This window comes from Rhizobium sp. 21-4511-3d, from assembly GCF_053522545.1.
The window spans coordinates 170703-192426 of sequence record NZ_JBNWCF010000005.1 but is presented as its reverse complement, the minus strand read 5'-3'; the positions used below and the strand labels follow the sequence as shown (position 1 = coordinate 192426).

The 21724-nt window shown below is 62.1% G+C and carries 14 protein-coding genes and 1 tRNA gene; 9 read left to right on the top strand and 6 right to left on the bottom strand.

The window, feature by feature from the left end; translation table 11 throughout:
* Positions 1-153: 153 nt before the first annotated feature.
* Positions 154-5625, top strand: a complete 5472-nt coding sequence (locus ACQZ5H_RS13550) for a beta strand repeat-containing protein (protein ID WP_449098010.1) — start codon at positions 154-156, stop codon at positions 5623-5625.
* Between the two features lie 159 nt (positions 5626-5784).
* Here the strand turns inward: ACQZ5H_RS13550 and ACQZ5H_RS13545 are convergent.
* Together ACQZ5H_RS13545 and cpdR1 are read right to left on the bottom strand one after the other, a co-directional pair.
* A tRNA-Val gene (locus ACQZ5H_RS13545) sits at positions 5785-5859 on the bottom strand.
* A gap of 84 nt (positions 5860-5943) precedes the next feature.
* Positions 5944-6306, bottom strand: coding sequence for a response regulator CpdR1 (gene cpdR1, locus ACQZ5H_RS13540; RefSeq protein WP_003542883.1), 363 nt, complete (start codon positions 6304-6306; stop codon positions 5944-5946).
* A 188-nt stretch (positions 6307-6494) separates the two neighbouring features.
* Between cpdR1 and ACQZ5H_RS13535 the strand changes: the two genes are divergently transcribed.
* A complete protein-coding gene (locus ACQZ5H_RS13535; RefSeq protein ID WP_112719962.1) occupies positions 6495-7376 on the top strand; it encodes an N-formylglutamate amidohydrolase in 882 nt (293 codons plus the stop codon).
* Positions 7377-7623: 247 nt separating this feature from the next.
* Entirely contained in the window at positions 7624-8397 is a 774-nt protein-coding gene (hisN, locus tag ACQZ5H_RS13530) for a histidinol-phosphatase (protein WP_199629001.1), read from the top strand.
* 12 nt (positions 8398-8409) lie between these two features.
* On the opposite strand, the gene ACQZ5H_RS13525 is transcribed toward hisN, so the two are convergent.
* On the bottom strand, positions 8410-9384 hold the full coding sequence (locus tag ACQZ5H_RS13525; protein WP_449098102.1) for an alpha/beta fold hydrolase: 975 nt from the start codon (positions 9382-9384) through the stop codon (positions 8410-8412).
* Between the two features lie 420 nt (positions 9385-9804).
* On the opposite strand from ACQZ5H_RS13525, the gene ACQZ5H_RS13520 reads away from it, so the two are divergent.
* Complete coding sequence (locus ACQZ5H_RS13520) at positions 9805-10272, top strand: Hsp20 family protein (RefSeq protein ID WP_112719960.1); 468 nt, start codon at positions 9805-9807, stop codon at positions 10270-10272.
* 81 nt (positions 10273-10353) lie between these two features.
* On the opposite strand, the gene ACQZ5H_RS13515 is transcribed toward ACQZ5H_RS13520, so the two are convergent.
* Positions 10354-11403 carry a bile acid:sodium symporter family protein gene (locus ACQZ5H_RS13515; RefSeq protein WP_112719959.1) on the bottom strand — a complete coding sequence of 350 codons (1050 nt, stop codon included), beginning with the start codon at positions 11401-11403 and terminating at the stop codon, positions 10354-10356.
* Positions 11404-11451: 48 nt separating this feature from the next.
* Here ACQZ5H_RS13515 and ACQZ5H_RS13510 point away from each other — a divergent pair, with 48 nt between their 5' ends.
* Complete coding sequence (locus ACQZ5H_RS13510; RefSeq protein ID WP_112719958.1) at positions 11452-12309, top strand: LysR substrate-binding domain-containing protein; 858 nt, start codon at positions 11452-11454, stop codon at positions 12307-12309.
* Positions 12310-12345: 36 nt separating this feature from the next.
* Here ACQZ5H_RS13510 and ACQZ5H_RS13505 read toward each other — a convergent pair whose 3' ends face one another.
* Complete coding sequence (locus ACQZ5H_RS13505; protein ID WP_199629003.1) at positions 12346-12783, bottom strand: BA14K family protein; 438 nt, start codon at positions 12781-12783, stop codon at positions 12346-12348.
* A gap of 207 nt (positions 12784-12990) precedes the next feature.
* Between ACQZ5H_RS13505 and ACQZ5H_RS13500 the strand changes: the two genes are divergently transcribed.
* Positions 12991-13119, top strand: coding sequence for a hypothetical protein (locus tag ACQZ5H_RS13500; RefSeq protein WP_281438203.1), 129 nt, complete (start codon positions 12991-12993; stop codon positions 13117-13119).
* A 7-nt stretch (positions 13120-13126) separates the two neighbouring features.
* On the opposite strand, the gene ACQZ5H_RS13495 is transcribed toward ACQZ5H_RS13500, so the two are convergent.
* Complete coding sequence (locus ACQZ5H_RS13495; RefSeq protein ID WP_449098009.1) at positions 13127-14179, bottom strand: threonine aldolase family protein; 1053 nt, start codon at positions 14177-14179, stop codon at positions 13127-13129.
* A 558-nt stretch (positions 14180-14737) separates the two neighbouring features.
* Here ACQZ5H_RS13495 and gltB point away from each other — a divergent pair.
* The 3 genes from gltB to ACQZ5H_RS13480 all read left to right on the top strand — a co-directional run bounded on the left by gltB (position 14738) and on the right by ACQZ5H_RS13480 (position 21721).
* Positions 14738-19462: a glutamate synthase large subunit gene (gene gltB, locus ACQZ5H_RS13490; RefSeq protein WP_449098008.1), complete on the top strand. Its 4725-nt coding sequence runs from the start codon at positions 14738-14740 to the stop codon at positions 19460-19462.
* A 220-nt stretch (positions 19463-19682) separates the two neighbouring features.
* On the top strand, positions 19683-21137 hold the full coding sequence (locus ACQZ5H_RS13485) for a glutamate synthase subunit beta (protein ID WP_112719954.1): 1455 nt from the start codon (positions 19683-19685) through the stop codon (positions 21135-21137).
* 59 nt (positions 21138-21196) lie between these two features.
* Positions 21197-21721: an N-acetyltransferase family protein gene (locus tag ACQZ5H_RS13480; RefSeq protein WP_449098007.1), complete on the top strand. Its 525-nt coding sequence runs from the start codon at positions 21197-21199 to the stop codon at positions 21719-21721.
* Positions 21722-21724: the final 3 nt, after the last annotated feature.

Below are 21724 nucleotides of genomic sequence, written 5' to 3'. Positions count from 1 at the left end.
CGATGTCTTCCAAAGCAGTCTGTCGAACCATCCCCTCATGTAGCAACGCGCGGTGCGCGAAGGCTCCGGTCGTGGCTGGAGCGCGCGGACTGCGGCTTCAGGGATGCGAGAGGCAGAGAAATGTAATCGCCAACGCCGGGGCAGGGCAATTTCATGACGTCGATCATCTCCTCCTTTACCAGCAGCCAGATCAAATCCCTGTCGCCGAAGACGATCCGGGAACTCTCGGCAGAGGATATTGCAGGGCTTTCGCCCGAACAGCTCAAGAACCTCAGCAAGGATCAGGTGGCGGCTCTTGAGGCCGAGGATATCCAGGCGCTCAGCTCCACCCAGCTGGGCGCGATCTCGACGAGCGCGATCGGCGGGCTGAAGCCGGAACTGCTCGCCGTGCTCGATGCGGCAAAGATCGCAAGCCTCGGCAAGGATCAGCTGGCGGCATTCAGCGCCACCCAGATTGCATCCCTTACTCCCGATCAGATCGAAGGCCTGACGGTCGACCAGATCAAGGGGCTGAGCGCCACGCAGATCGCGTCGATCGGCCCTGACGATATCATCAAGTTCACGCCTGATGAGGTCGCCGCCATCACGCCTCAGGCGATCAGCGGCCTGAAGCGCGAGACGATCGCAGCGCTGAGCGACGAGCAGATCGCCAAGCTGAGCGCCGACCAGATCAAGGCGCTGACGGCGCAGCAGATGCCAGGTTTCAGTGCTGCCCAGCTCGGCACCTTCTCGGCCGTTCAGATGGGCGCCCTGACGGCAACGCAGGTCGGCGCATTGAGCACGCTGCAGATCGTCGGCTTCAGCGGCAGCCAGATCGGCCAGCTGAGCACAGCGGCGATCGCCGGCCTCAAGGCAACGCAGATTGCGGCGATGACGGAAACGCAGCTTGAGGGCCTTAACGTGGCTCAGGCGGCCGCGTTGACGGCGGCGCAGGTGGCGGCCCTGACACCCGCAGATATCGAGAAGTTCACGCCGGACGAAATCGGTGCCATCGGTGCTAAAGTCATCGGCAGTCTGAAGCCGGAAGCCGTGGCCGCGCTCAGCGCCGAACAGATTGCCAAGCTGAGCCCTGACCAGATCAAGGGTCTGGCGTCGAAGCAAATCGTGATGTTCACGGCCGATAAGCTTGCAGGCTTCTCCCCGGCGCAGATGAGCGCGATGACGGCTGTGCAGGTCGGCGCCCTGACCAACGCACAGATCGCCGGCCTCAGCGCCGCGCAGATCGGCCAGCTCAGCACGACGGCGCTTGCCGGTCTCAAGGCGACCCAGATCACCGCGATGACGGCCGATCAGGTCTCCGGTTTCTCGGCCGCACAGACCGCCGTTCTGACGGCTGTCCAGGTTGCCGGCTTCACCGCTGCAAACTTCGCCAAGCTGTCCGATGATGCTGTCGTGGCTATCGGCTCCAAGGCCATCAGTGGCCTGAAGGGCGAGGTGATGCCCGTCTTTAGTGATGCGGTCTTGAGCCGGTTGAGCACGGATCAGATCAAGGCGCTGACACCGAAGCAGATCGCCGGTTTCACGCCGGCCCAGGTCGGATTGCTGTCCGAGACACAGATTAAGACCCTGTCGGCTGCGCAGGCGGCGGCGCTGACCACCGCGCAGATCGGCGGCCTTAGTGCCACCCAGATTGGCCAGCTGAGCAATGCCGCCTTCAGCGGCCTGAAGGCGACGCAGATCGCGGCGATGACCGGCGATCAGATCGCCGGGCTGACGGCCAGCCAGATCGGCTTTCTCACCGTCTCGCAGATCGCCGGCTTCGGTGCCGGCAACATTGCCAAGCTGAGCCCGGAGGCATTCGCCGCCATTCCTGCAAAGGTCATCGGCAGCCTGAAGGGTGAGGCGGTTGCCGCTCTCACCGATGCGCAGATTGCCAAGCTCAACGCCGACCAGGTCAAGGGCCTGACCTCAAGGCAGATGATGAGCTTCACGCCGGAACAGCTCGGCCTGTTTTCCGAAACGCAGATGAAGGCCCTGTCGGCGGTCCAGGTCGGATCGCTGAGCAACACGCAGATTGCCGGGCTTAGTGCGGCCCAGATCGGCCAGCTCAGCAACTCGGGTGTTGCCGGCCTGAAGGCAACGCAGATCGCATCGATGAGCGCGACGCAGCTCGAAGGGCTCAGCGTAGCGCAGGTCGCGGCGATGACGGCAGCGCAGATCGCCGGGCTGACGCCGGAAGATATCGCCACCTTCACGGACGACGAGATTGCGGCCATCAGCACCAAGGCCATCAGCGGCCTGACGAATGATGCGATCGCCAAGCTCAGCGAAAGCCAGATCGGCCATCTCAGCGCCGATCAGATCAAGGCTCTCACAACCAAGCAGATCGCCGCTTTCACGCCCGAGCAGTTCAGCAAGTTCACCGATACGCAGCTCAAGGGGCTGACGGCGGCGCAGGCCGGATCTCTCACCAGCGCGCAGATCGCCACACTTTCCGCAGCCCAGATCGGCGAGCTTACCAACGTTGCCGTCAGCGGTCTGAAGGCCACACAGATTTCGGGCATGACGGCGGATCAGGTGGCCGGCTTTACGGCGGCGCAGACCGCGGTGATGTCGGCGGCTCAGGCCGCCGGATTTACCGCGACCAATATCGTCAAGTTGGCGGACGATGCCGTCGCAGCCCTCAGCACCAAGGCCATCAGCGGCCTGAAGAATGAGGCGATTGCCAAGCTCAGCAATGATCAGGTCTCGATGCTGAGCGCAAATCAGCTCAAGGCCTTCACCGCAACGCAGATCACCGCCTTCACGGACACGCAGCTCGGCACCTTCACCGACGAGCAGATGAAGGCGCTGTCTGCAGCGCAGACCGGTTCGCTGACGGCCCCGCAGATCGGCGGGCTGTCCGGCGAGCAGATCGGCGAGCTTACCAATTCGGCCGTGACAGGTCTGAAGGCTGCGCAGATCGCGGCCATGACGCCGGGTCAGGTTGCGGGTCTGACCGCGGCTCAGCTTGCCGTCCTGACGGCAGCGCAGCTGGCCGGGTTCACCGCTACAAATGTCACCAAGCTGTCGGATGACGCGATTGCCGCCATTAGCCCCAAGGCGATCGCCGGTCTGAAGGGCGAGGCGATGGCGGCGCTCACCGACAGCCAGATCGCCAGTTTGAGCCCGGATCAGATCAAGGGCCTCAGCGCGCAGCAGATTGCAAGCTTCACGCCGTCCCAGCTCGGCAAGTTCAGCGGCGATCAGATCGCGGCGCTGTCGGGCGTTCAGGCCGCGGCCTTGACCAACGACCAGATCGCCGGTCTCTCCGCCGCCCAGATCGGCCAGTTCAGCAATGCGGCGGTCGCCGGATTGAAGCCGGCGCAGATCGACGCGATGAGCGATGCGCAGCTCGAAGGTTTGAGCGTTGCTCAGGCCGGTGCGCTGACAGCCGCGCAGCTTGGTGCGATGACGGCGGCGGATCTCGCCCGGTTCACCGACGAGGAACTGGCAGCGATCAGCCCCAAGGCGCTTGCCGGCCTTAAGAGCGAAGTCATCGCTGCTCTGAGCGACAGCCAGATCGGCAACCTGACGCCGGAGCAGATCGCCGGTCTGCTGCCGGCCCAGATTGCCAGTATCAAGCCCGCCCAGGTCGCCCGCTTCACCGACGAACAGATCGGCGCGCTGTCGGCCGCACAGGCCGGAGCGCTGACGGATGCGCAGATCGATGGCCTGTCCGCCGGTCAGATCGGTCAGCTCAGCAATGCGGCCGTTGCCGGTCTCAAGGCCTCGCAGATCACCGGCATGACGGCTGACCAGGTGGCAGGCTTCACGCCTGCCCAGGCGGCTGTGCTGACCGCGGCGCAGACGGCCGGTTTCACGGCGGCGAATATCGCCAAGCTCAGCGACGAAGCCGTTGCCGGTCTCACGCCTGCCGCGATCGCCGGCTTGCCGAATGAGGCGGTTGCCGCGCTGACCAGCAGCCAGATCGGCGAGCTCAGCACGGACCAGGTCAAGGCGATCGCGACAAAGCAGATCCCGGGCTTTACCGCCGCGCAAATCGCGCAGTTCAGCGAGGCGCAGATCGGCGCGCTGACGGCGGCGCAGACAGGCGCGCTCACCGGAGCGCAGATCGGGGCGCTGACACCGGCGCAGATCAGCCAGCTCAGCAGCGCGGCGATTGCCGGCCTGACGGCGGCACAGATCTCCGCCATGTCGGCAGACCAGGTGGATGCCCTCGGCGCTGACAAGATCGCGCTGCTGACGGCCGCCCAGGTCGCCGGCTTCACGGCCGCCAATATCGCCAAGATGAGTGACGAGGCATTTGCCGCGATCAGCCCCAGCGCGATCGGCGGGCTCAAGCCTGAAGTGCTCGCCGGTCTCAGCGACAACGAGCTCGCTTCGCTCGGCCCCGACAAGATCAAGGGATTGACCGCCCAGCAGATGGCCGGCTTTACGGCCGGTCAGCTCGGCAAGTTCACCGAAGAGCAGATCGGTGCGCTATCGGCGGCGCAGACGGCCGGTCTGACCGAGACGCAGGTCGGCAGCCTCAGCGCGGCCCAGATCGGCCAGCTGAGCAGCGCGGCGGTTGCCGGTCTCAAGCCTTCGGTGATCGCCGCCATGTCGGCGGCGCAGCTTGAAGGTCTGAGCGCGGCCCAGACGGCGGCGCTGACGGCGGCCCAGGTCGGCGCATTGAGCCCCGAGGCTATCGCCAAGTTCTCCGCCGATGAAATCGGCGCGATCAGCGCCACCGCGATTGCCGGCATGACGAATGCCACGATCGCGGCTCTCAGCACCGAGCAGGTCGCGAGCCTCAGCAAGGAGCAGATCGCCGGGCTGCAGCCTACGCAGATCCCGGGCTTCACGGCGGCGCAGCTTGGCAATTTCACCGATGAGCAGATCGGTGCCCTGTCGGCAACGCAGGCCGGGGCGCTGACCAATACGCAGATATCGAGCCTCTCTGCCGCCCAGATCGGCAAGCTCAGCCCCACGGCCACGAGCGGCCTGAAGGCGAGCCAGATCACGGCCATGTCCGCCGATCAGGTCGCAGGCCTGACGGTGGCGCAGGTAGGCGCACTGACGGCGCTGCAGGTCGCGGGTCTCACGCTTGCCAATATCGCCAAGATGAGTGACGAGGCCTTCGGTGCCATCAGCCCCCGGGCGATGATGGGCCTGAAGGACGAGATCATCGCGTCGCTGAACGACAGCCAGATCAGCAAGCTCACTGCCGATCAGCTCAAGGCGGTCACCGCGCTGCAGATGACGCACTTCACCTCGGACCAGCTCGCCAAGTTTACCGATGCGCAGCTCGGCGCGCTGCTGCCGTCGCAGGTGGGGGCATTGACCACCGCTCAGATCACCAATCTGACGCCGGCGCAGATCGGCAAGCTCAGCGATGCCGCCATCACCGGCCTGAAGCCCAGCCAGATCGCTGCCATGACGCCTGCCCAGATCGAAGGTCTGACGCTGTCGCAGACGGCGAAGCTGACCGCCGAGCAGATCGCCGCAATGGCACCCGAAGATGTGGCAAAGTTCGCCATCGACGAAATCTCGGCGATCAGCGTCGGCGCCATTGCCGGCCTCTCCGTCGATGACATCTCGAAGCTCGACAGTGCGCATGCAAATGCGTTCACGACGCAGCAGGTCGAGGCGATGACCAACGACCAGCTTGCGGCAGTGATCGCGGCCTACAACGCCGTCTGAACACCAGACAGGGCAGGGGTGCGCTAGCACCGCTGATCGCAATCGGGTCCGCAATCTTGCGGGCCCCTTTTTCGTTTCCGAAGTCAGATTTCGATTCGCGGCGCGAACCGGCGATCATCGCGTGGCGTCGAAACGAATTGTCGAGGATGTGAGATCGGATGGTGGGCGTGACAGGGATTGAACCTGTGACCCCTACGATGTCAACGTAGTGCTCTCCCGCTGAGCTACACGCCCATCCGATGGCGGCGCATAGATCACAAAACCTTTGGGGCCGTCAATAGGCTTTTTTGAAGTTTTGTGACGCGACGCCTGGAAGCCTTATGCGGCAAGCATTTTATTCACTTCATCGACCAGGTCGCGGAGGTGGAAAGGCTTGGAGAGGACCTTGGCGTCCTTCGGTGCCTTCGAATCGGGGTTCAGCGCGACGGCTGCGAAACCGGTGATGAACATGACCTTCAGGTCCGGATCGAGTTCGGTGGCGCGGCGCGCCAGCTCGATGCCGTCCATTTCAGGCATGACGATATCGGTCAGGAGAAGGGAAAAGGGTTCTTCGCGGAGCCGGTCATAGGCGCTCGCGCCGTTGTCGTAGGACAGAACCTTGTAGCCGGCCTTTTCGAGCGCCTTCACAAGGAAGCGGCGCATGTCATTGTCGTCTTCTGCAAGCAGTATCTTCTGAGTCATTATCCAGACCGCTGGTGAGATGAATTTTTATGGAAGGCTCCAGCCATTACACTAGTCCTTCCCCAGTAAACAACCGGTGAAGTGACGGCCCAAGGCTGTCATCCCCTGTACATAGTATGGACTTGAGGCCGGGCAACTGGCAACATAGGCCAAGTCAGCCTCGAACGACATGGTTAAGAGGGCAGAAGGTGCCGGAAATCCGCGAATACGAGCTTTTTGAGATACGTGAGCCCGTGTCGCAGACCATTCCCTTCGTTTATAATTCCCCCCATAGCGGCCGTATTTATCCACCGGAATTTATCGCTCAGTCGCGTTTGCAGGGCATTTCGATCCGCCGTTCGGAGGATCATTATGTCGAAGAGCTGTTCTCGGCGGCGAGCATGCTCGGTGCGCCGCTGCTCTTTGCAAACTTCCCGCGCGCCTATCTCGACGTTAACCGTGAACCGTACGAACTCGATCCGCGGATGTTCGACGGCATGCTGCCGTCCTATGCCAACGTCAATTCGCTGCGGGTTGCCGGCGGTCTCGGGACGATCCCGCGCATCGTTGCCGAGAACATGGAGATCTACTCTCACCGGATCCCGGTCCAGGAGGGGCTCGACCGCGTCGAGAGCGTCTATAAGCCCTACCATGCGGCGCTGCGGCGGCTGATTGCGCGTACCCATGTGCAGTTCGGCTTCGGCGTGCTGATCGACTGCCACTCGATGCCGGGCAATATCCGTATCGCCGGCAGCAACCAGCGGCCGGATTTCATCATCGGCGACCGCTACGGGACGTCGGCCTCGGCGGAGCTGTCGCGCACTGCGATCAGCATTTTCGAGGAAATGGGCTTCAACGCCATCCGCAACAAGCCTTATGCCGGCGGCTTCATCACCGAGCATTACGGCCGCCCCTCGCGCGGGCTGCATGCGCTGCAGATCGAGGTGAACCGTTCGATCTATGTGGATGAGGTGACGCTGGAGAAGCGGGCCGATTTCCCTGTCATCGCCAATGCGGTGACCAGCTTCATGCGGCAGATGGCCGATTATGTGCAGCGTTTCGCCGACGATACGGCGCTTGCCGCAGAATAATTCCTTCCTCCAGGTCAAAAAAAACCGCGCTCTGCAGCGCGGCTAAGTCTAGGGAGGAAACACCCAAGGAGGGTATTTACAGTCAGAAGACTGTAAGAAGAAGCTACTATTGCATTGCACAATCGTCAAGCAAAATATTGCGGTGCAAAATATTTAGGCAGATAAACGCCGATTGCCTGAAGTGTTTGCATTTTAACGCAGTTTCGCTATGAAAAGCGCCATTCCCGAGGCTAAAAACGGATCCGCCATGCTCCCCGACCGCTCGTTCTTCAATCGCCTGGCGGAAGCCGCCAAGGCTGAGACTTTGCCGCGTTTCCGTTCCGGCCTCAGCGTCGTCAACAAGCTCGCCAGCGGCTTCGACCCGGTCACCGAGGGTGACCAGGCCGCCGAAGTCGCGATCCGCCGGCTGATCGAGGAGCACTATCCCGAGCATGGCATTCTCGGCGAAGAGCATGGCAGCGTCGGTCTCGACCGCGAATATGTCTGGGTGATCGATCCGATCGACGGGACCCGCGCCTTCATTTCGGGCGTTCCCGTCTGGGGCACGCTGATCGGCCTGCAGAAGAACGGCCGGGCCGTCATGGGCATGATCGAGCAGCCGTTCACCGGCGAGCGCTATTTCGCCGACGAGAACGGCGCGATCTATACGGGTCCCGAGGGCGAGCGGCGGCTTCAGGTGCGCGATTGCGGCAGCCTTTCCAACGCCATCCTGTTCACCACCTCGCCGCATCTCTTTACCGGCAGCGAGATGGACAAGTATCGCGAGATCGAAAGCCAGGTACGGCTCTTCCGTTACGGCTGCGATTGCTATGCCTACGCGCTGCTCGCGGCCGGTCATATCGATCTGGTGATCGAAAACAGCCTGAAGCCCTATGATGTCGGCGGCATCATCCCGGTCATCGAGAAGGCGGGCGGGATCATGACGACATGGGATGGCGGACGGCCGGAAAATGGCGGTTCGATCATCGCCGCAGGCAGCCGCGCCGTTTATGAGCAGGCGATCGCCATTCTGCAGCGCTAAAGGGCGCGGGCGTCAGACGCCGATTCCTTCGACCTCCTGCTCAGCCTCGGCATCGCTGCCGGGGATGAAGGCGTGGAAGGCGGCGAGCGCGGCGGCGCGATAGGCGTCACGCTCCTGGAAGATCTCGTGACGGGCGCCGTTGATCGGCACCAGCTGGCCGGCGCGGAAATAGCGCGACAGCCGCTCCTGGGCGATATAGGGCACGACGCCATCGCGGGTGGGGGCGATCACCACCGTCGGGATGGTGATCGAGAACAGGTGGTTCGGCGTCATCACCTTGTCGATTGTCTTGAAGGATTCGACCAGCCAGCGGGCTGTCGGCGGCCCGAGCGTCAGCTCGGGATGGTCGCGCATCATCGAAACGTTGCGCTCGAAGCGCACCTCATCCGAGGTCAGCGGATTGTCGCGGAATTCCGGCTCGCGCAGCTTACCGGTCAGCGGCATGGAGCCGAGCCCGATGGCGCAGGCGGCCGATGCCATTCTCCTGATCGTCGAGGCGGAGGCCGCCTGGCCGATCAGGCCGATGAATGGCGCCGAAAGCACCATGCGCTCGATACGGGTGGCGAGATAGGGTGCTGCCGAAAGGGCGATCAGCGCGCCGGTCGAATGCGCCAGAATGTAGAAGGGCAGGCGGGTATCGGGCAGCACGACCTTCTCGAGGAAGATATCGAGATCGCGCTCGTAATCTGAAAAGCGGCGGACATGGCCATGCTGGCGCTTCTTGACGAGGCGTGGAGAGCCGCCCTGGCCACGCAGATCGAAGGTGGCGACCCAGAGACCCCTGGCAGTCAGGTCGCGGATCGTCTCGAAATATTTCTCGATATATTCGTTGCGCCCCTGCAGAAGGACGACGGTGCCCTTGGCAACGGAGGCGTTGGAGCGGAAGACGGCATAGCGCAGCTTCTGACCGTCGAACGTCTCGAAATAGCCTTCGGTCCGGTTGTCGGGTGCCGGATTGTCTGGTGTCGAGATGAGAACCTGATCCATGAGCATTGCCATCGTTCGCTGAGCTTCCAGTCTAGGGGATAATGCACGAGGGCGTGAAATCAACTCTTAAAGATCGCCACCTGCCAAGAGCAGTGGAGAAAAAAGAGACCGGCGGGGCGAGAGGGATGCCCGGCGCCGGTCCATAATCGGACTGAAGAAGAAGGGACGATGCACTTCAGCCATCGGGCCAGTTTGATCACCCGACGATCCGATTCCTAAGGCAGGGCGGCTGAACGCATGCCGAACCAGGTGTTCATGCGTGGTTCACGGGTGTTAACGGCAGGGCTTGAACTCGCCAAAAACCATCACCATCTGAATTCTGCAGGCGCCGGAAGGGCCTGCGAAACCGTCCCGAAGCTGCCGAATATGGGGTTTCAGGGGCATCTTTATCGCAACTCGTCGCTTCCCAAGGAGGACACTATGCGTCACGTCGATTTCTCTCCCCTCTACCGTTCCACCGTCGGTTTCGACCGTCTTTTCACGATGCTCGACAGCCTCGCTCAGCCGGATCAGGGCCAGACCTATCCGCCTTACAATATCGAGCGCACCGGTGAGAACACCTACCGTATCACCATGGCCGTCGCCGGGTTTGACGAAACCGAGATCTCGATCGAAGCCCAGGCTCACGCTCTGAACGTCAAGGGTGAAAAGAGCGAAGACAATGCCGAAGGTAGCGAATTCCTCTATCGCGGCATCGCCAAGCGCACTTTCGAGCGCCGCTTCCAGCTGGCCGACCATGTCGAGGTCACCGCCGCTTCGCTGAAGAACGGTCTCCTGCATATCGACCTTCTTCGCAGCATTCCCGAGGCCATGAAGCCCCGCAAGATCGCGATTGCCGCCGAGCCGGTGAGCGCGCCGAAGGCGATCGAGGCTCAGGTCAACAGCTAACCAATTCCTCCCAGGAATAGGAAAAGGCAGGCGGCGCTCCGTTGGAGCGCCGCTTTTTTATTTGCGTCATGTTCGGGAGGATCAGGCCGGGCTTGCGGCCTGTTCGATTTCCTTGGCAGTCGCCCGCTTCTTGGCGGCGGCTGCATATTTCTGGGCGATGACGGCGCAGGCCATCAGCTGGATCTGGTGGAACAGCATGAGCGGCAGAACGATGGCGCCGATCGGCTGGCCGACGAAGATGACGTTGGCCATCGGCACGCCGCTCGCCAGGCTCTTCTTGGAGCCGCAGAAGGTGATGGTGATCTCGTCGGCCTTGTTGAAGCCGAGCAGGCGGCTGCCGAACATGGTGAAGAGCAGCACGAAGCCGAGCAGCAGCATATCGACGATGATGACGGCGGCGATGTCGCCGATCGAGAACTGGTGCCAGAGGCCCTCGATGACCGCCTTGCTGAAGGCCGCGTAGACGACCATCAGGATCGAGCCGCGGTCGACGGGCATCAGGATCTTCTTCTTGGAGCGGATCCAGTCGCCGATCCAGGGCTGCAGCACCTGGCCGAGCACGAAGGGCAGCAGCAGCTGCAGCATGATCTGTTCCAGCGCATCCCAGGAAAAGCCGCCATGGCCGCCGACCGAGAAGAGCAGGCCGACGAGCAGCGGCGTCAGGAACATGCCGAAGATATTCGATGCCGAAGCCGAGCAGATCGCCGCCGGAACATTGCCACCGGCCATCGAGGTGAAGGCGATCGACGACTGCACCGTCGAGGGCAGGACGCAGAGGAAGAGGATGCCAAGATAGAGCGGTTGCGGCAGGATCCAGTCCGGGATGAAGCCAATCGCCAGGCCGAGCAGCGGGAAGAGGGCAAAGGTGACCAGCAGGATCGCCAGATGCAGGCGCCAGTGCAGCACGCCGGCGATCACCACATCCCGCGACAGGCGGGCGCCGTGCAGGAAGAAGAGAAGGGCGATGGCGAAATCCGTTGCGATGTCGAAATAGCCTGCGAACGCGCCATTCGCAGGAAACAGCGAGGCGAGGATGACGGTGCAGACAAGCAGGATCGTGAAGGTATCGGGCAGGAAACGGCGCATGGTGGTGGTCCCGGGCAATAACAAGTTCATTGTCTTGTCATCCATTATGATTCAGGATGCAAGGAATAACAGTTATCACGAAATGGGATCGTTATGCTTGATCTGACCCAATTGCGCAGTTTCGTCGCCGTCGAGCAGATGGGCAGCTTTACCCTTGCGGCGGAGCGGCTCGGGCTTGGACAATCGACCGTCAGTCAGCATATTCAACGGCTTGAAAGCTCGGTCGGCCGGAAGCTCCTAGCCCGCGATACGCATAAGGTGGTGCTGACTGGCGATGGCGAGGCGTTGCTGTCGCATGCCCGCGCCATGCTTTCCATCGAAGGACAGGTACAGTCGCTGTTTCGGGGAAACAGCCTGCGCGGCAAGCTGCGGCTCGGCGTTTCCGAGGATTTCGTGACCAGCCAGCTGCCGGCCGTGCTTGAGGATTTCGTCCGCTCGCATCCGTCTGTCGATCTCGAGCTGACCGTCGCGCTCTCGGGTGCGCTCTATGAGATGCAGGACAATGGCGAGATCGATCTGGTTCTCGCCAAGCGCAGGCTCGGCGATGCGCGCGGCAAGCTCGTCTATCGCGAGCCGCTGATCTGGCTGGCGCGCGATCCCGAGCATGTGCTGCAGCAGAGCCCACTGCCGCTGATCGCCTTTCCGGCGCCCAGTGTCACGCGCAGCATCGCGCTGGAGGCGCTGGGGCGGACGCAGGTGGCCTGGCGGATCGTCTGCACCTGCGGTAGCCTGAGCGGCCTGACGGCGGCGGCGCGGGCCGGGATGGGCGTGCTGGTCCAGCCGCGCAGCATGGCGCCGGCGGGATTGAAGGAGATCGCGCCCGGGCGGTTGCCTGTTCTCGAAGATGTGGAATTCGTGCTGGTGCCGCGCAAGGGGGCGGACCGGGCGCTGGTTTCTGCTCTGTCGGACGACATTCTCGGGAAGGTTCGCAGCCTTCGCTCCGGCGGCTGACAAGAAAAACCCCGCCGGAGCGGGGCTTCTCTTCGATCAATAGGGGCCGACGCACTGCTGGCGGGGACCGTTATAGGGCTGGAACGTGTTGTCCGATGCCCTGTAGGAGCGATAGCGGCTGTAGCACCAGCGGGTATGCGAGTTGCCGCCGTAGTAGCGCGGCTGCGTGGCAGCGCTCAGCGCACCACCGATGATCGCGCCTGCTGCCAGACCGCCGATGATCGCACCGGCATTGTTGTGGTGGTGGTGATGGTAGTAGCGGCCGCGATAGTAGCGGTTGTTGTAGTAGCGCCTGTTGTTGCCGTGCCACCCATGGCGGATCCAGCGGCGGTCGCGGACCTGTTGTACATCCGAGGCAATGCCGGGCGATGTGATGTCGGGCCTCTGGATTGCCATGACCGGGAAGGCCTGAGCGGGGGCGATGCCTGTAAAACCGGTTACAAGCGAGACGAGTACGATTGCGAGCTTTTTCATGATTTTTCACCTTTCGCCTGTAAAGTCCTGAGGCGAGGGTAAAGTTCCGCAACACTTTGCTTTTGTTTGTATCTTCACGCAAAAGTTAACGCCCTACTTACTATTTTAAGCAGGTCTCAACCCTGTCGCTTAGGCGTTTGGTCAGATTTCGGTTCGTAATTTAGCACCAGGTAAAGGTCGTCGTTCGGGGCAAGGGAGAACGGACCGATGATTTATGGTGCAGTGTTCATATCCGGGCTGGTTGCCTGCGTGATGATGATCGTGGTGATCGGCCACGAAGCAGAAAAAGCGGATCAGGGAGCGCCCCAATCCGCCGTCTTCGGGCATCAGAATTGATGCTGTCTTATGCCGCCAGGCATTTCAGGAAGCCGTCGACATCGGCTTCCGTCGTGGCGAAGCTGGTCACCAGGCGGATCAGCGTTTCGTTGTCGCTGACAAGTTCCGGCATGGAAACCGGGATCGGCCATTCATAAAATTTCGCACCGCGGCTTTCGGCCGTCTTCGCAGCACTCTTGGTGATCACCGCGAAGACCTCGTTCGATGCCGTCGGCCAGGCAAGGCGGGCGGAATTGCTGGCGCCGATGCCGGCGCGCAGGTGATCGGCCATGCTGTTCGAATGGCGGGCGAGGCCAAGCCAGAGCTCTTCCTCGAAATAGGCATCGAACTGCGCGGCAATGAAGCGCGACTTGGAGAAGAGCTGGGCGGCGCGCTTGCGGATGAACGGCATTTCCTTTGCTTCATCCGGATTGAAGAAGACGATCGCCTCCGCACACCAGCAGCCATTCTTGGTGCCGCCGAAAGAGAGAATATCGACGCCGCGCTTCCAGGTCATTTCGGCGGGTGTGGCGCCAAGCGCCACGAGCGCATTGGCGAAACGGGCGCCATCCATATGCAGCGGCAGATTGCGCTTCCTGGCGATCGAGGAAATCTCGCCGATCTCCGGCAGCGAATAGACGGTGCCGATCTCGGTCGCCTGGGTGATGGTGACGGCGCTGGCGCGACCGTGATGCACGGCGTCCTCGGGGTAACCGGCGATCTTTGCCGAAAGTTGCGCCGGATCGATCTTTCCGAACTCGCCGCTGACGGCAACGAGGCGCGAGGCGTTGGAAAAGAACTCCGGGGCGCCGCATTCATCTTCGATCACATGGGCTTCCGAATGGCAGAAGGTGATGCCGCCGGGGCGCTGGACGCTGGCAAGCGACAGCGAATTGGCAGCTGTGCCGGTCGAGACGAAGAAGACGGCGACATCGCGCTCGAAGACTTCGGAAAAGCGGGCCTGGACCTTTTTGTCGAGGTCGCTGTTGCCATAGGCGGCAGCAAAGCCGGTGGAAGCGGAAAGCAGGCGCTGGGCAATGGCTTCGTGAGCGCCGGCCCAGTTATCGGATGCGAAGAACATGAGGAAACCGTTTATCAAATGAAAAGGCGGGGCAAATCCCGGCACGGACATTACGCCATTGCGGTGAGCGATCAAGGCTCCATTGCAGTGAGCGACAAGGGGCCGCTGGCCGATCCATCACGAAATCTGATTTCGGCAATCAACAAACAAAATAATGCAAAACTGTGTAATTTTATTGCGTACCAAAAATACAGATTGTAATTTTCGTTCGGAAGTTCATGTTTTTTTAATTTGATGGTCTTGCGGGCGCCCCAGCCTTCTGTCATAGAGCTAGTGAATTAGGGCAGGGTTGCTGTCCTATTTTGGCCTTTATGGCCGAAGAGGCGCCGAGAGTCCTGACGTTTTCAGGCTTTCACGTTATAGTCGCCAGGAGCGCGGGCAATCGGCCCAAGCGGAGGCGGCTGGCAGGCGCGGAGCGCGGCGGATCGCTTTTGGCGGACGCATGCGGCCGGATCTTCACAATGCAACAGCGCTGTCACGCGCCGAACCTAAGATCGGGGACGGTGCATGACGAAAGGCCGCCCGCAGTCCCCGCGGGCTTTGACAGGAGCGAAGACGATGACGAAGAAGACGCCATCCACGAGTTTTGACCAGATTGCTGCAGCCGATGCGCGCGCAACGGCCAAAACGCGCAAATTCGCTTCCGGTCTACCTGCCAAGCAGGGTCTTTACGATCCGCGCAACGAGCATGATGCCTGCGGCGTCGGCTTCGTTGCCCATATGAAGGGCCAGAAGTCGCATCAGATCGTCAAGGACGGTCTCTTCATTCTCGAGAACCTGACGCATCGCGGTGCCGTCGGCGCCGATCCGCTGATGGGCGATGGCGCCGGTATTCTCGTGCAGATCCCCGACCGCTTCTTCCGCGAGGAGATGGCGAAGCAGGGCATTACCCTGCCGAAGTTCGGCGAGTATGGCATGGGCCATATCTTCATGCCGCGCGACGAGAAGCAGATCGAGCATTTCAAGAAGGTCATCAAGGACGTCATCGTCGAAGAAGGCCAGGTCTTCCTCGGCTTCCGCGATGTGCCCGTCGATAACTCCTCGCTCTCCAAGGCGCCCGAGATCGCCGCCACCGAGCCGCATCACGTTCAGGTCTTCATCGGCGCCGGCAAGGATGCTGCGACCAACGACGAGTTCGAGCGCCGCCTCTTCACGCTCCGCAAGGTGATCTCCAACCGTATCTATGACGAGTTCGACGGCGAGGAGAGCAACTTCTATCCGGTGTCGCTGTCGTCGGCGACCGTCGTCTACAAGGGCATGTTCCTGGCCTATCAGGTCGGTGACTACTACAAGGACCTGGCGGACCCGCGCTTCGAATCCGCGGTCGCCCTCGTGCACCAGCGCTTCTCGACCAACACCTTCCCGTCCTGGAAGCTGGCGCATCCGTACCGCATGGTCGCCCATAACGGCGAAATCAACACGCTGCGCGGCAACGTCAACTGGATGGCGGCGCGTCAGGCTTCGGTTTCCTCGCCGCTCTTCGGTGAGGATATCTCCAAGCTCTGGCCGATCTCCTATGAGGGTCAGTCGGATACCGCCTGTTTCGATAACGCGCTCGAGTTCCTCGTGCGCGGCGGCTATTCCATGGCGCATGCCGTGATGATGCTGATCCCGGAAGCCTGGGCCGGCAACCAGTCGATGGCTGCTGAACGCAAGGCATTCTACGAATATCACGCCGCTCTGATGGAGCCGTGGGACGGCCCGGCGGCCGTTGCCTTCACCGACGGCAAGCAGATCGGCGCCACGCTCGACCGCAACGGCCTGCGCCCGGCCCGCTATCTCGTCACCAACGACGACCGCATCATCCTCGCCTCGGAAGCTGGCACGCTGCCGGTTGCCGAAGAGGATATCGTCCAGAAGTGGCGCCTGCAGCCAGGCAAGATGCTGCTGATCGACATGGAGAAGGGCCGTATCATCTCGGACGAAGAGGTGAAGTCCGAGCTTGCGACCAAGCATCCCTATCGCAGCTGGCTGGATCGCACCCAGCTCATCCTCGAAGACCTGAAGCCGGTCGAGCCCCGTGCGCTTCGCCGCGACGTGTCGCTCTTGAACCGCCAGCAGGCCTTCGGCTACACGACCGAAGACACCCGCATCCTGATGTCGCCGATGGCGACGACGGGCCAGGAAGCCGTCGGCTCGATGGGCACGGATACGCCGATCTCGGCGATGTCCGAGAAGTCGAAGCTGCTCTACACCTATTTCAAGCAGAACTTCGCGCAGGTCACCAACCCGCCGATCGATCCGATCCGCGAAGAGCTGGTCATGAGCCTCGTGTCGTTCATCGGCCCGCGTCCGAACCTGCTTGACCATACCGGCATGGCGAATGCCAAGCGTCTGGAAGTGCGCCAGCCGATCCTGACCAATGGCGATCTCGAAAAGATCCGCTCGATCGGCCACACGGAAGACCGCTTCGACACCAAGACGCTCGACTTCACCTATGATGTCGAGCGCGGCGCCGAAGGCATGCCCGAGATGCTCGATCGCCTCTGTGAGCGCGCCGAAGCTGCGGTCAAGGGCGGCTACAACATCATCGTTCTCTCGGACCGTCAGCTCGGCCCGGACCGTATCGCCATCCCGGCGCTGCTGGCGACCGCTGCCGTCCATCACCATCTGATCCGCAAGGGTCTGCGCACGTCCGTCGGCATCGTCGTCGAAACCGGCGAACCGCGCGAAGTGCATCACTTCTGCCTGCTGGCCGGCTACGGCGCCGAAGCGATCAACCCGTATCTCGCCTTCGACACGCTGCTTGACATGCATGCCAAGGGCGAGTTCCCGAAGGAAGTCGATGCCTCGGAAGTCGTCTACCGCTATATCAAGGCTGTCGGTAAGGGCATCCTGAAGGTCATGTCCAAGATGGGCATCTCGACCTATCAGTCCTATTGCGGCGCGCAGATCTTCGATGCGATCGGCCTGCAGCAGGAACTGGTCGACAAGTATTTCTTCGGCACGGCAACGATGATCGAAGGTGTCGATCTCGCGGCGATCGCCGAGGAAACCGTTGCCCGTCACAATTCCGCTTTCGGCAAGGATCCGCTGCTCGCCACGACCCTCGATATCGGCGGCGAATATGCCTACCGCATGCGCGGCGAAAGCCACGCCTGGACGCCGGATGCCGTTGCGACCCTGCAGCACGCCGTTCGCGGCAATGCCGAGGACCGCTACCGTGAATTCGCCGAGATGGTGAACACCTCGGCGCTGCGCATGAACACGATCCGCGGCCTCTTCAACATCAAGAGTGCCGAGCAGCTCGGCCGCAAGCCGGTCTCCATCGATGAGGTCGAGGCTGCTGCCGATATCGTCAAGCGCTTCTCGACGGGCGCCATGTCCTTCGGCTCGATCAGCCGTGAGGCGCATACGACGCTGGCAATCGCCATGAACAGGATCGGCGGCAAGTCGAACACCGGCGAAGGCGGCGAAGAGAGCGACCGTTACATGCCGCTGCCGGATGGTTCGTCCAACCCGGAACGCTCGGCGATCAAGCAGATCGCGTCGGGACGCTTTGGTGTGACCACCGAATATCTCGTCAATGCCGACATGCTGCAGATCAAGGTCGCGCAGGGTGCAAAGCCCGGTGAAGGCGGTCAGCTGCCCGGCCACAAGGTCGATGCGACTGTCGCCAAGACCCGTCACTCGACGCCGGGCGTCGGCCTGATTTCGCCGCCGCCGCACCACGACATCTACTCGATCGAAGATCTGGCACAGCTGATCTACGACCTGAAGAACGTCAACCCGACATCCGATGTCTCGGTCAAGCTCGTCTCGGAAGTCGGCGTCGGCACGGTTGCTGCTGGCGTTGCCAAGGCGCGCGCCGACCATATCACGGTCTCCGGCTTCGACGGCGGTACCGGCGCATCGCCGCTGACGTCGCTGAAGCATGCCGGTTCGCCCTGGGAAATCGGCCTTGCCGAGACGCAGCAGACGCTGGTGCTGAACGGCCTTCGTTCGCGCATCGCGCTGCAGGTCGATGGCGGTCTGAAGACCGGCCGCGACGTCATCATCGGCGCGCTGCTCGGTGCCGACGAGTTCGGCTTTGCGACGGCTCCGTTGATCGCGGCAGGCTGCATCATGATGCGCAAATGCCATCTGAACACCTGTCCGGTGGGCGTTGCGACGCAGGATCCGGTCCTGCGCAAGCGCTTTAAGGGCACGGCAGAGCACGTCATCAACTACTTCTTCTTCGTCGCCAACGAAGTGCGCGAAATCCTGGCCTCCCTCGGCTTCACCAAGCTCGATGACATCATCGGCGCTTCGGAGCTGCTCGAGAAGGACGAGATGCTGGCGCATTGGAAGGCCAAGGGTCTCGATTTCAGCCGCATCTTCCACAAGGTCGAGGCTGAGAAGGAAGCGACCTACTGGACGACCCGCCAGAAGCACCCGATCGACGACATTCTCGACCGCAAGATGATCGAGCAGGCGCAGCCGGCTCTCACATCCAAGACCCCGGTTGCCTTCGAAGTCGACATCAAGAACGTCGACCGTTCGGCCGGTGCCATGCTGTCGGGCGAGGTGGCCAAGCGCTACAATCACCGCGGCCTGAAGGAAGACACGATCAACGTGACCCTCAAGGGGACGGCTGGCCAGAGCTTCGGCGCGTTCCTCGCCCGCGGCGTCACCTTCAACCTGATCGGCGATGGCAACGACTATGTCGGCAAGGGTCTCTCGGGCGGCAAGATCATCGTTCGTCCGCCGGAGAATTCGAAGATCGTCGCCGAAGACTCGATCATCGTCGGCAACACCGTTCTCTACGGCGCGACGGAAGGCGAGTGCTACTTCCGTGGCGTCGCGGGCGAGCGCTTTGCGGTCCGTAACTCCGGCGCGATCGCTGTCGTCGAAGGCGTGGGTGACCACGGCTGCGAATACATGACGGGCGGCGTCGTTGTCGTGCTCGGCGCAACGGGCCGCAACTTCGCGGCTGGCATGTCCGGCGGTGTGGCCTACGTTTTCGACGAGAGCGGCGACTTCGCCAAGCGCTGCAACATGGCCATGGTCGAACTCGAGCCGGTTCCGGAAGAGGACGACATGATGGAGAAGCTGCATCATCACGGCGGCGATCTGGCGCACAAGGGACGTGTCGACGTCTCCGGCGACATGACGCGTCACGATGAAGAGCGCCTCTACCAGCTGATCTCCAACCATCTGCACTACACGGGCTCCACCCGCGCCAAACAGATCCTGGACGCCTGGGCCGACTACCGCCCGAAATTCCGCAAGGTCATGCCGGTCGAGTACCGCCGTGCGCTTGAGGAAATGGAGCGCGCCCGGATGGGGATCGCTGCCGAATAACTTGCAGAGAAGTCCGCCGTGCCGGTGCATGGCGGATGACCGGACTATCTTCAAATGACCCGCGCCGATCGGCGGCAGCATCCTGCTGCTGGTCCGCGCGGATGGATCTCAGGGGATAAGTGCTGATGACGGTCGAAAGAAGCAACCTGCCTCCGAAGTTGAGGCTGATGATGGACAACTGGCCGCAGGCGAGGCGGTCATGAGTGTAAGGGACGAAAATATGGGTAAGGTTACAGGCTTTCTGGAAATCGACCGGCAGGTTGCGAAGTATCAGCCGGCGTCCGATCGTATCCGGCATTTCCGCGAATTCACGATCCCGATGTCGGACCCGGAAGTGCAGAAGCAGGCGGCCCGCTGCATGGACTGTGGCATCCCCTATTGCCACGGCCCGACCGGCTGCCCGGTGCATAACCAGATCCCGGATTGGAACGACCTCGTCTACAACAACAACTGGGAAGCAGCGATCCAGAACCTGCATTCCACCAACAACTTCCCGGAGTTCACCGGCCGCGTCTGCCCGGCGCCCTGCGAGGAAGCCTGCACGCTGAACCTCGAAGATACGCCGGTCGCGATCAAGACGGTCGAGCAGGCGATTGCCGACAAGGCTTACGAGCTCGGCTTCATCCGGCCGCAGCCGGCAACGGTTCATACCGGCAAGAAGGTTGCGATCATCGGCTCCGGTCCTGCCGGCATGGCGGCTGCCCAGCAGCTCGGCCGCGCCGGTCACGAGGTTCACCTCTACGAGCGCGAGTCGAAGCCCGGCGGCCTGCTGCGCTACGGTATTCCTGACTTCAAGATGGAGAAGAACTTCATCGATCGCCGCGTCGAGCAGATGAAGGGCGAAGGCGTGACCTTCCACTGTGGCGTCAATGTCGGCGTCGATGTGAAGATGGAGCAGCTGCTCGCCGATTACGACGCCGTTCTTTATTGCGGCGGTTCGGAAACGCCGCGTGAGGCAGGCATTCCGGGTACGGATTTCGCCGGCGTCCACGATGCGATGCCTTACCTCGTGCAGCAGAACAAGCGCGTCGGCCGCGAAAATATCGACAGCGTTGGCTGGCAGGCGGATCCGATCCTTGCCGGTGCCAAGCACGTCGTCGTCGTCGGCGGTGGCGATACCGCGTCGGACTGCGTCGGCACGGCTTTCCGCCAGGGCGCCGTGAAGGTCACCCAGCTCGACATCCGCCCGCAGCCGCCGGAGAAGGAAGACAAGCTCGCCGTCTGGCCGTTCTGGGCCACGAAGATGCGTACCTCTTCCTCGCAGGCCGAAGGCGCGGTACGCGAGTTTCAGGTCGCGACGCTGGAGTTCATCGGCGAAGACGGCCAGCTCACCGGCGTCAAGTGCTGCGAAGTCGACGAGCGCCGCAAGCCGGTTCCCGGCACGGAGTTCATCATCAAGGCCGATCTCGCCTTCATCGCCATCGGCTTCCGCGGCCCGTTCACCGATAGCGTGCTGAAGGATCTGGACGGCAAGCTGACGCTCAACACCGACCGCCGCGGCTCGACTAACGTCGTTGCCAACGACAGCGACTACAAGACCTCGGTCGACAAGCTCTGGACCGCTGGCGACGTGCGCCGCGGCCAGTCGCTGGTCGTCTGGGCGATCCGCGAAGGCCGCCAGGCTGCCCGCGCCATCGACGAAGCGCTGATGGGTTCGACGGTTCTGCCGCGCTAATCTGCCGGTCCGTCCGGTTTCAGACGAGCCGCTTGCGAGACATCGCAGGCGGCTTATCTATGCCTGCCATGACCTACTCGTTTCGAAAAGCCGTGCCTGAGGATGCCGCCAATGTTGCGGCTCTGGCGATCCAGGTCTGGCTGCATACCTATGCGAAGACAGGCATTCGCCGGGCGATTGCCGACTACGTTCTGCAGCAGTTCACCGAGGAAAACTTCAGGCGCCAGATCGCCTCGGATCCGCAATATTTCATCCTCTGCGAAAGCGAAGGCCATCTCGTCGGCTATCTGCGGCTGGATTTCGAGGCGCCATGCCCTGATGAGCCCGATATCGATACCGAGATCGTCACGCTCTATGTTCAGGAGCATTTTCTAGGGAAGGGTCTTGGCGCGAAGCTTCTGGAAGAGGCTGACCGCGTGCTGTCAGCGCGCGGCAAGCGTCATGCCTGGCTTGGGGTCAACCATCAGAACCTGCCGGCAATCCGCTTCTATGAGAAGCAGGGGCTTCGGCGGGGCGGCTCGACCTATTTCGAGTTTGAGGGAGAGCAGCACGTGAATTTCATCTACATCCGCTCTGCCGGTTAGCCG